Below are 11,849 nucleotides of genomic sequence, written 5' to 3' on the forward strand. Positions count from 1 at the left end.
AACAAGGCTTGCCGCGAATTAGGGCGACTTTTCTAACTATTGATCTTATGAATGGCTGCACATGCAGACGCGTGTTGCTGGTCTTCGTGGTACGGAAATGACCGCAAAGTCGCATTTCAACCCGTATTTTGGGCGATTGACAATTGTTGGAAATTCCGTGAAGGTGACGTACCCAAATCAAACGGGCGTATGAATTGAGCGTTTGTCTTACAGAGCGCTCCTACAGAATCCCGACTATCGCGTTGGCGGGTGTGCCGGGTGGATTGGCTTTAGCATCGACGAAAAAGCGTCCTGCCGAGCCATTCGCCTGCGTCCGACGTGTACTGTTCAGCTTCCATATCGTGGAGATCAGTTGATGATTTACGAAGGTAAAGCCATCACGGTTAAAGCTCTTGAAAGTGGCATCGTCGAATTGAAATTCGACCTCAAGGGTGAGTCCGTCAACAAGTTCAACCGTCTTACCCTGAACGAACTGCGTCAGGCCGTAGACGCCATCAAGGCAGATGCTTCGATCAAGGGCGTGATCGTCAGCAGTGGCAAGGACGTGTTCATCGTCGGCGCCGACATCACCGAATTTGTCGACAACTTCAAGCTGCCGGATGCCGAGCTGGTTGCTGGCAATCTCGAAGCCAACAAGATCTTCAGCGATTTCGAAGACCTCAACGTTCCGACCGTGGCCGCGATCAACGGCATCGCACTGGGTGGCGGTCTGGAAATGTGCCTGGCGGCTGACTACCGCGTCATGTCCACCAAGGCCAAGATCGGTCTGCCGGAAGTCAAACTGGGTATCTACCCAGGCTTCGGCGGTACTGTGCGTCTGCCGCGCCTGATCGGTGTCGACAACGCTATCGAGTGGATTGCCGCCGGTAAGGAAAACCGCCCTGAAGACGCCCTGAAAGTCAGCGCAGTCGACGCCGTGGTTGCTCCAGAGAAGCTGCAGGAAGCTGCCCTTGAACTGATCAAGCGCGCCATCTCCGGCGAGTTCGACTACAAGGCCAAGCGTCAGCCGAAGCTGGAAAAGCTCAAGCTGAACGCCATTGAACAAATGATGGCTTTCGAAACCGCCAAAGGTTTCGTGGCCGGTCAGGCTGGCCCGAACTATCCGGCGCCGGTTGAAGCGATCAAAACCATCCAGAAAGCTGCGAACTTCGGTCGTGACAAGGCGCTGGAAGTTGAAGCTGCAGGTTTCGTCAAACTGGCCAAGACCTCTGCCGCGCAGAGCTTGATCGGTCTGTTCCTGAACGATCAGGAGCTGAAGAAAAAGGCCAAGGCCTACGATGAAATCGCCAAGGACGTGAAGCAGGCAGCCGTACTCGGCGCCGGTATCATGGGTGGCGGTATCGCTTATCAGTCGGCCTCCAAAGGCACGCCGATCCTGATGAAGGACATCAACGAGCACGGTATCGAGCAGGGTCTGGCCGAAGCCGCCAAACTGCTGGTTGGCCGCGTGGATAAAGGTCGCATGACCGCAGCGAAAATGGCTGAAGTGCTCAACGGCATTCGTCCGACCCTATCCTACGGCGATTTCGGTCACGTCGACCTGGTGGTCGAAGCTGTGGTCGAGAACCCGAAGGTCAAGCAAGCCGTGCTGGCTGAAGTCGAAGACAAGGTCAAAGACGACACCATCCTCGCGTCCAACACCTCGACCATTTCCATCAGCCTGTTGGCCAAGGCCCTCAAGCGTCCGGAAAACTTCGTCGGCATGCACTTCTTCAACCCGGTGCACATGATGCCGCTGGTGGAAGTGATCCGTGGCGAGAAGTCCAGCGAGCTGGCAGTTGCCACCACCGTTGCCTACGCCAAGAAAATGGGCAAGAACCCGATCGTCGTCAACGACTGCCCGGGCTTCCTGGTCAACCGCGTGCTGTTCCCGTACTTCGGCGGTTTCGCCAAGCTGGTCAGCGCCGGTGTGGACTTCGTCCGCATTGACAAAGTCATGGAAAAATTCGGCTGGCCAATGGGCCCGGCGTACCTGATGGACGTGGTCGGCATCGACACCGGTCACCACGGTCGTGACGTGATGGCTGAAGGTTTCCCGGACCGCATGAAGGATGACCGTCGCTCGGCCATCGACGTGCTGTACGAAGCCAAGCGCCTGGGTCAGAAGAACGGCAAGGGCTTCTACGCCTACGAGGCCGACAAGAAAGGCAAGCAGAAGAAAGTCGCCGATCCGTCGGTACTGGAAGTGCTCAAGCCGATCGTGTACGAGCAGCGCGAAGTCACAGACGAAGACATCATCAACTGGATGATGATCCCGCTGTGCCTGGAAACCGTGCGTTGCCTGGAAGACGGTATCGTTGAAACTGCCGCTGAAGCCGACATGGGTCTGGTCTACGGCATCGGTTTCCCTCCATTCCGTGGCGGTGCGCTGCGCTACATCGATTCGATCGGTGTTGCCGAGTTCGTTGCCCTGGCTGACCAGTACGCTGATTTGGGCGCGCTGTACCACCCGACCGCGAAGCTGCGCGAAATGGCCAAAAACGGCCAACGCTTCTTCGGTTAAGCGCCCCCAACTAGAGTGAGAGTGAACTTATGAGCTTGAATCCTAGAGACGTCGTGATTGTCGACTTCGGTCGTACTCCGATGGGCCGCTCCAAGGGCGGCATGCACCGCAACACCCGCGCCGAAGACATGTCGGCGCACCTGATCAGCAAACTGCTGGAACGCAACGCCAAGGTTGATCCTGCAGAAGTCGAGGATGTGATCTGGGGCTGTGTAAACCAGACCCTGGAGCAGGGCTGGAACATTGCGCGCATGGCGTCGCTGATGACCCAGATCCCGCACACCTCGGCCGGTCAGACCGTCAGCCGTCTGTGTGGCTCATCGATGAGTGCTCTGCACACTGCTGCGCAAGCGATCATGACCGGCAACGGTGACGTCTTCGTGGTTGGCGGCGTCGAGCATATGGGTCACGTGAGCATGATGCACGGAGTCGATCCTAACCCGCACATGTCGCTGTACGCGGCGAAAGCCTCGGGCATGATGGGCCTGACCGCTGAAATGCTTGGCAAAATGCACGGCATTACTCGCGAGCAGCAAGATGCTTTCGGCGTGCGTTCCCACCAGTTGGCCCACAAGGCTACTGTGGAAGGCAAGTTCAAAGACGAAATCATCCCGATGCAGGGCTATGACGAGAACGGTTTCCTGAAACTGTTCGACTACGACGAAACCATTCGTCCGGAAACCACCCTGGAAAGTCTGGCGGCCCTCAAGCCTGCCTTCAATCCAAAGGGCGGCACCGTGACTGCCGGTACTTCGTCGCAGATCACCGATGGTGCTTCGTGCATGATCGTGATGTCGGCGCAGCGTGCGCAGGACTTGGGAATCCAGCCGATGGCGGTGATCCGTTCGATGGCGGTGGCGGGTGTGGATCCGGCGATCATGGGCTATGGTCCAGTTCCGGCGACACAAAAAGCCCTGAAGCGCGCAGGCCTTGGCATCAACGATATCGACTTCTTCGAGCTCAACGAAGCTTTCGCCGCACAGGCTCTGCCAGTGCTGAAAGATCTGAAAGTGCTCGACAAGATGAACGAGAAGGTTAACCTGCACGGCGGCGCGATCGCCCTGGGTCACCCGTTCGGTTGCTCCGGTGCGCGTATTTCCGGCACCCTGCTGAACGTGATGAAGCAGAATAGCGGCACCTTCGGGGTGGCCACTATGTGCATTGGTCTCGGCCAAGGCATCTCTACCGTCTTCGAACGCGTTTAAGCGTCTCGTCGATGGAAGCCGGGGCCAAGTGCCCCGGTTTTTGTTTTTGTGGATTTATTTTGTTTTTATTTTGAAAAAATTTGAGTGAGGGCCAAACCATGCCGATACAACCTGGGCTCTACCAACATTACAAAGGTCCGCAGTACCGTGTATTCAGTGTTGCGCGGCATTCCGAGACTGAAGAAGAAGTGGTCTTTTACCAAGCCCTGTATGGCGATTACGGCTTTTGGGTGCGTCCCTTGAGCATGTTTCTGGAGTCGGTCGAGGTTGACGGCGAGCAGGTGCCACGCTTTGCTTTGGTGCAAGCCGAACCGAGCCTTTTTTCCAAGGCCTGAGGCGAGTGCGCACAGAACCCTGTGCTTGACCTCACCTTGTATCAACTATATATAGCGGTGCCGCGTCAGGCGCCAACCGCCTTTCACTTCTCGAATTCAGGAATTTTCTGATCCATGGGCAAATCGCTGGTCATTGTGGAATCCCCGGCTAAGGCCAAGACCATCAACAAGTATCTGGGTAACCAATACGTGGTGAAGTCGAGTATCGGCCATATCCGAGACCTGCCCACCAGCGGTTCGGCTAGCGCCAGCAAAGAGCCAGCCGCCAAGCGCGGCAAGGCTGCCGCAGGCGAAGGTCCGGTGCTCACGCCGAAAGAGAAAGCACGCAAGCAGCTCGTCTCGCGTATGGGTGTCGATCCCGATCATGGCTGGAAAGCCAAGTACGAGATCCTCCCGGGCAAAGAGAAGGTGATCGAAGAGCTGCGCAGGCTCGCCAAAGATGCTGACACCATCTATCTCGCAACCGACTTGGATCGCGAGGGGGAAGCCATTGCCTGGCACCTGCGCGAAGCCATCGGTGGTGACGACAGCCGCTACAAGCGCGTGGTGTTCAACGAAATCACCAAAAAGGCCATTCAGGAGGCCTTCTCCAAGCCGGGCGAGCTGGACATCGATCGTGTCAACGCTCAGCAGGCGCGTCGCTTCCTCGATCGCGTCGTTGGCTACATGGTCTCGCCGCTGCTGTGGGCCAAAATCGCCCGTGGCCTGTCCGCCGGTCGCGTGCAATCGGTTGCCGTGAAACTGGTGGTCGAGCGTGAGCGTGAAATCCGTGCGTTCAACCCGGAAGAGTACTGGGAAGTGCATGCCGATCTCGGCACCACCAAGGGATCGACAGTACGTTTCGAAGTCGCCCGCGAGAAAGGCGAAGCCTTCAAGCCGCTGAACGAAGCCCAGGCCATGGCCGCGCTGGAGAAGCTCAAGTCTTCCAGCTACAGCATCGTCAAGCGCGAAGACAAACCGACCAGCAGCAAGCCGTCGGCACCGTTCATCACGTCTACGTTGCAACAGGCTGCGAGCAACCGCCTGGGCTTCGGCGTGAAGAAAACTATGATGATGGCCCAGCGTCTGTATGAAGCCGGCTACATCACTTATATGCGTACCGACTCGACCAACCTCTCGGCAGATGCCGTGACGATGGCGCGTGCTTATATCGAAGACGAGTTCGGCAAGAAATACCTGCCGGAAACGCCAAACGTCTACAGCAGCAAGGAAGGCGCACAAGAGGCTCACGAAGCGATTCGTCCGTCCGATGCCAATACCATTCCGAGCAAGCTTGCTGGCATGGAGCGCGATGCGGAGCGTCTCTACGAGCTAATCTGGCGCCAATTCCTGGCTTGCCAGATGCTGCCGGCGCAATACCTGTCGACTACCGTGAGCGTAGGGGCCGGTGATTTCGAGCTGCGCGCCAAGGGTCGTATCCTCAAATTCGACGGTTATACCCGCGTTATGCCGCAAATTGCCAAGCCTGGCGATGACGACGTTCTGCCCGATATGGCGCAGGGCGATGTGATGAAGCTGATCAAGCTAGATCCATCCCAGCACTTCACCAAGCCGCCGGCGCGTTACTCCGAAGCCAGCCTCGTGAAGGAAATGGAAAAGCGCGGCATCGGTCGTCCTTCGACCTACGCGGCGATTATTTCGACCATTCAGGATCGTGGTTACGTGACCCTGCATAACCGTCGTTTCTATTCGGAAAAGATGGGCGACATCGTTACCGAGCGTCTGTCGGAGAGCTTCTCGAACCTCATGGACTATGGCTTCACCGCCGGCATGGAAGAGAACCTCGATGACGTGGCCCAGGGCGAGCGCGACTGGAAAAACGTGCTGGACGAGTTCTACGGCGACTTCAAAAAGAAACTGGAAGTGGCCGAAAACCCTGAAAGCGGCATGCGTGCCAATCAGCCGGTCATGACCGATATTCCGTGCACGACTTGCGGTCGTCCGATGCAGATCCGTACCGCATCGACCGGTGTATTCCTCGGCTGCTCGGGTTACAGCCTGCCACCGAAAGAGCGCTGCAAGGCCACTGTCAATCTGGTGCCGGGCGACGAGATCGCTGCGGACGATGAAGGTGAGTCGGAATCGCTGGTGCTGCGTGGCAAACATCGCTGCCCGATCTGCAGCACAGCGATGGACGCTTACCTGCTCGACGAGAAGCGCAAGCTGCACATCTGCGGTAACAACCCGGATTGCGCGGGCTACGAAATCGAAGAAGGCAGCTATCGCATCAAGGGCTACGAAGGTCCGAGCCTGGAGTGCGACAAGTGCGGCAGCGAGATGCAGCTCAAGACTGGTCGTTTCGGCAAGTTCTTTGGCTGCACTAATCCGACCTGCAAAAATACCCGCAAGCTGCTGAAGAGCGGTGATGCGGCGCCGCCGAAGATGGATCCGGTGAAGATGCCTGAGCTGAAATGCGAAAAGGTCAACGACACCTACATCCTGCGTGACGGTGCGTCTGGTCTGTTCCTGGCGGCCAGTCAGTTCCCGAAAAACCGTGAGACCCGTGCTCCGCTGGTGATCGAGATTCTGCCGCACAAGGACGAAATCGATCCGAAGTACCACTTCCTGTGCGAAGCGCCGCAGAAGGATCCTGATGGTCTGCCAGCGGTGATCCGTTACAGCCGCAAGACCAAGGAGCAATACGTGCAGACCGAAGTCGACGGCAAGCCTACCGGTTGGAAGGCGTACTTCGACGGTGGTAAATGGACGGTTGAAGACAAGCGCTCTGCAAAGGCCAAGGCTGAGTAAGCGTTAGGCTGATACTGAAAAGGCCGCATGAGAACCTATGGGTTTTCATGCGGCCTTTTTGTTTTGTGCTTGCGGTGAGATCGGCTGATCCACGACACTGTCCGGCCTGTGTGAAGCAATTATTTCGTTGTGGAGACTGCCGTCATGGCCCACGAGTTCTATACCCGTACCAATCAGAAAATCTATTTCGCCGGCCTGTCGCTGGAAGCCTTGGCTCGGGCTGAAGAGGGGCGGGCGATGAATTCCTTGGCGCTGATTCAGGCCGGGCGCGAATCGGCGTTGTTCCACTTGTACGGCGCGCTGTTGGGTTTGTGTCACGAGATCGCCGGATTCTATCGACTGCCACAGGCCAATGCGCCACGGGCCGAGATGTTGCTGACACGCGAAGTGCTGGAGTCGATTGCCATTCCCGAGCTGGCTGAAATGGTTGAACTGGCGGGCAATCCGGAAACCTGGCTGGCAAAACTGTTGGCAGCGCATTCGGCGCTGTTCCAGCCGCCACGGGTGCCACGCAAGCCCAAGGGTGACGTCACACAGCCATTGATTCAGGCGGTTAACCTGGATGAGGAAGAGGCGCCGCAGGAGTTGAGTCGAGAGGAGCTTGAGAGTTGGCGGCAAAACCTCAAAGGCCTGGCCATTCGTTTTCGCGAAGGTTTGAACGAGTGCTGACGAGGATTGACACGGTGGCAATCTGAAACATGCTGCTGGTCAAGATCCCGAGCGAAGCCTGAATGATGTCTATATAATGCCTACCTTTCGTGGAGAACAGACCTATATGCCAACGTCCTTTCTAGAAATTGTCGAGTTACCCGACGGCCGAATCGAACTGCGCAGGGCTGAGGACGAGGGTTCTTTGGTGACTCTGGATTTCTCCGAGGATGCCAAGACATTCCTGCAGGGCCAGCACGTGGAAATCGCCAAGGCGATGTTGAGCGTCGGCGTGCAGATGGCAGGCCGGATGATTGAAGGTGAGTTTGATAAGGAAGAAGGGCCTCGGGTTCTTCATTGATTCCCGACTGCTTTTGGTTCCTGTCGATACCGCTTCAGATCGGCTTCTCTATCCATGGAGAAGCCCTGCGCTTCAAACAGCGCACCAAACCAGCCAATCAACCCAATCGAATGTTCAGACTCTGAGCGTCGCCTGTGCGTGCAGCGCTGATCAGTTGTTGTCGTGAACTCGTGTTCAGTGGGTTGAGCCAGGTGACTACCGTATGGCTGCGACCTAGACGCAACGCTTCGCAGGCCAATTGATGAGCACTTTGTGTGCCTCTGGGTTGCAGCAGCAGAATGCGCTCGCGGTTCAGGCCTGCATCCCGCAACCATGATTGGGTCAGGCTGGCGGGTGGCGCAATCAGCGTCAGCCAGCGTGCGTCTTGATCGTCGCTCAATTCGCGAAGTATCGGGGCGAGCAGGTTCAGGCAGCTCCCGGTCGCACCGCGCAGTGACAGCTCACTGAATACTTCGGGTTCGGCATTCCAAGGGCGTTCGACCACGTCTTTCAGGATCGGCGCCATCGGTTGCGCCAGAAACGCTTCGAATAAAGGCAGTTGTGTTTGCTGAGGTGTGTGTGGGAACTGCATAAAGCCTCCTTTAGCGGCGGATTACGCCGACACTCAAGCCTTCGATCACCAGTTCCTGATCTTTCAGGTCGACTTCGATGGGGGCAAATTCAGGGTTTTCTGCTATCAGCCAGACTTTGCTGCCTTCACGCTTGAAACGTTTGACGGTCACTTCATCGCCGATGCGGGCGACGACAACCTGGCCATTACGCGCTTCACGGGTGGTGTGGACTGCCAGAAGGTCGCCGTCGAAAATGCCAATGTCCTTCATGCTCATGCCGTGCACGCGCAGCAGATAGTCGGCACGTGGGTGGAAGAACGCTGGATTGATGTTGCAGGATTCTTCAATGTGCTGCTGGGCGAGGATCGGCGCGCCGGCTGCGACTCGGCCGATGATGGGCAGGGTAGAGTCGTCGGCCTTGGCTTCGAAACCAGGGATTCGAATGCCGCGAGAAGCGCCCGGGGTCATTTCGATGGCGCCCTTGCGGGCCAATGCCTTGAGGTGTTCTTCCGCAGCATTGGGCGATTTGAAACCCAGTTCCTGAGCGATTTCCGCGCGGGTCGGCGGGTAGCCATTGTCTTCGAGGCAACGTTTGATGAAGGCCAGAATCTCGGCTTGGCGTGGCGTCAGCTTTAGCATAATGATCGCTCTGTCTTTTTATACAGTGACTGGGATTATATACAGTGAAGCGGTCTTGGCAATGCCCGTTTTTTTGCAGGCCGCCGGACGGTCGGCAGACGTGCTTATTAATGCACTGGCCTTGTGTGGTTAAATAGCTGACCGACCATTCCCAAAACGAACAGGCAGGCTTGACAAGGCACAGGCTGAAACGTATGTTTCAAACAAGTGTTTGTCAGGCGGAGTAGCCATGGCCCAGTCGGAAACCGTTGAACGCATTCTTGATGCTGCCGAGCAGTTGTTCGCGGAGAAAGGTTTCGCTGAAACCTCATTGCGTTTGATTACCAGCAAGGCTGGCGTCAATCTGGCAGCGGTGAACTATCATTTCGGCTCCAAGAAAGCGCTGATTCAAGCCGTTTTCTCGCGATTCCTCGGGCCGTTCTGCATCAGCCTCGATAAGGAACTGGAGCGACGCCAGGCCAAGCCTGAAAACAAGCCGACCCTCGAAGAGTTGCTGGAAATCCTTGTTGAGCAGGCGCTCGTGGTCCAGCCGCGCAGTGGCAATGATCTGTCGATCTTCATGCGGTTGCTCGGTTTGGCGTTCAGCCAAAGCCAGGGGCACCTGCGTCGTTATCTGGAAGACATGTACGGCAAGGTGTTCCGCCGTTACATGCTGCTGGTCAACGAGGCGGCGCCGCGCATTCCTCCGATAGAACTGTTTTGGCGCGTGCACTTCATGCTCGGTGCGGCGGCGTTCAGCATGTCCGGCATCAAGGCTTTGCGTGCGATCGCAGAGACCGATTTCGGCGTTAACACCTCCATTGAGCAAGTCATGCGCCTGATGGTGCCGTTCCTTGCCGCAGGCATGCGCGCAGAGACCGGTGTCACCGACGCTGCCATGGCCACCGCGCAGTTGCGCCCGCGCAGCAAGTCAACGCCGGTAGCCGCCAAGGTTTGACTGCGCACGGGTGGGCGCGGCAGCTTGTATCCGCTAAGCTAGCCGCCCATGCCGACTCTCGTTCTGAACCCGTTCTCTATCGATATCGCTGACCTGCCGGGCACTGCCTTCGGTGGCGATCTCGTGCGCAACGGGTTTTTCGTTTTCAAGGAATCTCTATGACTGCTGGCCTGCAAGGCTCGTTGATGGTGGACGTCGCCGGTACCTGGTTGACGGCCGAAGATCGCCAATTGTTGCGCCAGCCCGAAGTGGGCGGCCTGATCATTTTTGCCCGCAATATCGAGCATCCGCGCCAGGTGCGTGAACTAAGCGCGGCGATCCGTGCGATTCGTCCGGATCTGCTGCTGGCGGTGGATCAGGAGGGCGGCCGCGTGCAGCGTCTGCGTCAAGGCTTTGTGCGCCTGCCGGCCATGCGCGCCATCGCCGACAATGCGAACGCCGAATATCTGGCCGAGCAGTGCGGCTGGATCATGGCCACCGAGGTGCTGGCGGTCGGACTCGACCTGAGTTTCGCCCCGGTGCTCGATCTGGACTACCAACGCAGCGCCGTGGTTGGCACGCGTTCGTTCGAAGGAGATGCCGAGCGCGCCGCTCTGCTCGCTGGAGCCTTCATCCGTGGCATGAACAGCGCCGGGATGGCCGCCACCGGTAAGCACTTCCCTGGTCACGGCTGGGCCGAAGCGGACTCTCATGTCGCGATCCCCAACGATGAGCGAAGCCTCGACGAAATCCGCGCCAACGACCTCGTACCCTTCGCCAGACTCAGCAAGCATCTGGCTGCGGTCATGCCAGCCCACGTTATCTACCCGCAAGTCGATTCGCAGCCCGCCGGTTTCTCCCGCCGCTGGTTGCAGGACATCCTGCGCGGCGAGTTGCAGTTTGACGGCGTGATCTTCAGCGACGATCTGTCGATGGCCGGCGCCCATGTGGTCGGGGACGCCGCCAGTCGTATCGAAGCGGCACTCAGTGCCGGTTGCGACATGGGCCTGGTGTGCAACGACCGCGCCGCCGCCGAGTTGGCCCTGAGCGCCGCACAACGGATGAAGGTCAAGCCATCGGCGCGCATCGCGAGGATGCGTGGTCAGGCGTTCGCCAGCACCGACTACCGTCAGGATCCGCGTTGGCTCACCGCTATCGGCGCGCTGAAAGAAGCTCAACTGATCGATTGAGGATTTTTCGCTATGACGGTTTACGCAATCATCGGTGGCACCGGCCTGACCCAGCTTGAAGGTTTGAGCATTCGCCAATCGCTGGCGGTGGACACCCCTTACGGCGCGCCGTCGGCCGACGTGCAAATCGGCGAATATGCCGGCAAGGAAGTGCTGTTCCTTGCCCGTCACGGCCACCCGCATCGTTTTCCCCCGCACAAGGTCAACTACCGCGCCAATCTGTGGGCGCTGAAGCAGGCTGGCGCCGAGGCGATCATTGCGGTCAATGCCGTTGGCGGGATTCATCCGACGATGGGCACCGGGCATTTCTGCGTGCCACATCAGATCGTCGATTACACCAGCGGGCGCGAGCACACCTATTTCGCCGATGATCTGGAACATGTCACCCACATCGATTTCAGCTTCCCCTACAGCGAGCCGCTGCGTCAGCAATTGATTGCTGCGGTGGCCGCCGAAGGTTGCGAGTACAGCGATCAGGGTGTTTACGCCTGTACCCAAGGCCCACGCTTGGAGACTGTTGCCGAGATCGTGCGACTGGAGCGTGATGGTTGCGACATCGTTGGCATGACCGGTATGCCGGAAGCGGCGCTGGCTCGTGAGCTGGATCTGGATTACGCCTGTCTGGCGCTGGTGGTGAATCCGGCGGCTGGCAAGACCGCCGAAGTGATCACCATGGCCGAGATCGAGCAGGCGTTGCATGACGGGCTGGGGAAGGTGAAGTCGGCGTTGGCGCGGTTGTTGGCCGGCTGAAGG

The 11,849-nt window shown here is 58.0% G+C and carries 11 protein-coding genes; 9 read left to right on the forward strand and 2 right to left on the reverse strand.

The genetic code is table 11. The features are described from left to right. Positions 1–355 precede the first annotated feature (355 nt). The 6 genes from fadB to IAI51_RS05290 all read left to right on the forward strand — a co-directional run bounded on the left by fadB (position 356) and on the right by IAI51_RS05290 (position 7,800). Positions 356–2,503, forward strand: coding sequence for a fatty acid oxidation complex subunit alpha FadB (gene fadB, locus IAI51_RS05265; RefSeq protein WP_187677519.1), 2,148 nt, complete (start codon positions 356–358; stop codon positions 2,501–2,503). Between the two features lie 29 nt (positions 2,504–2,532). Continuing rightward, on the forward strand, positions 2,533–3,708 hold the full coding sequence (gene fadA / locus IAI51_RS05270) for an acetyl-CoA C-acyltransferase FadA (RefSeq protein ID WP_007910465.1): 1,176 nt from the start codon (positions 2,533–2,535) through the stop codon (positions 3,706–3,708). Between the two features lie 98 nt (positions 3,709–3,806). Beyond that, entirely contained in the window at positions 3,807–4,043 is a 237-nt protein-coding gene (locus IAI51_RS05275; RefSeq protein WP_007910467.1) for a DUF1653 domain-containing protein, read from the forward strand. Positions 4,044–4,157: 114 nt separating this feature from the next. Beyond that, on the forward strand, positions 4,158–6,791 hold the full coding sequence (topA, locus tag IAI51_RS05280; RefSeq protein ID WP_187677520.1) for a type I DNA topoisomerase: 2,634 nt from the start codon (positions 4,158–4,160) through the stop codon (positions 6,789–6,791). A gap of 144 nt (positions 6,792–6,935) precedes the next feature. Beyond that, complete coding sequence (locus tag IAI51_RS05285; protein ID WP_187677521.1) at positions 6,936–7,460, forward strand: DUF6586 family protein; 525 nt, start codon at positions 6,936–6,938, stop codon at positions 7,458–7,460. Between the two features lie 106 nt (positions 7,461–7,566). Beyond that, on the forward strand, positions 7,567–7,800 hold the full coding sequence (locus tag IAI51_RS05290; RefSeq protein ID WP_008082203.1) for a hypothetical protein: 234 nt from the start codon (positions 7,567–7,569) through the stop codon (positions 7,798–7,800). A 97-nt stretch (positions 7,801–7,897) separates the two neighbouring features. Here the strand turns inward: IAI51_RS05290 and sulA are convergent, their stop codons facing one another. Then, positions 7,898–8,371 (reverse strand): SOS-induced cell division inhibitor SulA, encoded by a 474-nt coding sequence (gene sulA, locus IAI51_RS05295; RefSeq protein ID WP_187677522.1) that lies wholly within the window; start codon positions 8,369–8,371, stop codon positions 7,898–7,900. A 10-nt stretch (positions 8,372–8,381) separates the two neighbouring features. Next, positions 8,382–8,990, reverse strand: coding sequence for a transcriptional repressor LexA (gene lexA / locus IAI51_RS05300; protein ID WP_003226590.1), 609 nt, complete (start codon positions 8,988–8,990; stop codon positions 8,382–8,384). Positions 8,991–9,219: 229 nt separating this feature from the next. On the opposite strand from lexA, the gene IAI51_RS05305 reads away from it, so the two are divergent. The 3 genes from IAI51_RS05305 (at position 9,220) to IAI51_RS05315 (ending at position 11,846) form a co-directional block, all read left to right on the forward strand. Further along, entirely contained in the window at positions 9,220–9,927 is a 708-nt protein-coding gene (locus IAI51_RS05305) for a TetR/AcrR family transcriptional regulator (protein ID WP_007910473.1), read from the forward strand. Positions 9,928–10,085: 158 nt separating this feature from the next. Beyond that, positions 10,086–11,096 carry a beta-N-acetylhexosaminidase gene (gene nagZ, locus IAI51_RS05310; protein WP_187677523.1) on the forward strand — a complete coding sequence of 337 codons (1,011 nt, stop codon included), beginning with the start codon at positions 10,086–10,088 and terminating at the stop codon, positions 11,094–11,096. Between the two features lie 12 nt (positions 11,097–11,108). After that, positions 11,109–11,846, forward strand: a complete 738-nt coding sequence (locus IAI51_RS05315) for an S-methyl-5'-thioinosine phosphorylase (RefSeq protein ID WP_187677524.1) — start codon at positions 11,109–11,111, stop codon at positions 11,844–11,846. The last annotated feature ends 3 nt before the right edge of the window (positions 11,847–11,849 follow it).

This window comes from Pseudomonas sp. N40(2020), from assembly GCF_014472415.1.
Lineage (GTDB): Bacteria > Pseudomonadota > Gammaproteobacteria > Pseudomonadales > Pseudomonadaceae > Aquipseudomonas.

Bases quoted from the DNA above. Each gene is read 5' to 3' on its own strand.
- nagZ (WP_187677523.1), top strand. From the start codon at position 10,086: ATGACTGCTGGCCTGCAAGGCTCGTTGATGGTGGACGTCGCCGGTACC.
- IAI51_RS05290 (WP_008082203.1), top strand. From the start codon at position 7,567: ATGCCAACGTCCTTTCTAGAAATTGTCGAGTTACCCGACGGCCGAATC.
- sulA (WP_187677522.1), bottom strand. From the start codon at position 8,371: ATGCAGTTCCCACACACACCTCAGCAAACACAACTGCCTTTATTCGAA.
- fadB (WP_187677519.1), top strand. From the start codon at position 356: ATGATTTACGAAGGTAAAGCCATCACGGTTAAAGCTCTTGAAAGTGGC.
- lexA (WP_003226590.1), bottom strand. From the start codon at position 8,990: ATGCTAAAGCTGACGCCACGCCAAGCCGAGATTCTGGCCTTCATCAAA.
- IAI51_RS05315 (WP_187677524.1), top strand. From the start codon at position 11,109: ATGACGGTTTACGCAATCATCGGTGGCACCGGCCTGACCCAGCTTGAA.
- topA (WP_187677520.1), top strand. From the start codon at position 4,158: ATGGGCAAATCGCTGGTCATTGTGGAATCCCCGGCTAAGGCCAAGACC.
- IAI51_RS05305 (WP_007910473.1), top strand. From the start codon at position 9,220: ATGGCCCAGTCGGAAACCGTTGAACGCATTCTTGATGCTGCCGAGCAG.
- IAI51_RS05275 (WP_007910467.1), top strand. From the start codon at position 3,807: ATGCCGATACAACCTGGGCTCTACCAACATTACAAAGGTCCGCAGTAC.
- fadA (WP_007910465.1), top strand. From the start codon at position 2,533: ATGAGCTTGAATCCTAGAGACGTCGTGATTGTCGACTTCGGTCGTACT.
- IAI51_RS05285 (WP_187677521.1), top strand. From the start codon at position 6,936: ATGGCCCACGAGTTCTATACCCGTACCAATCAGAAAATCTATTTCGCC.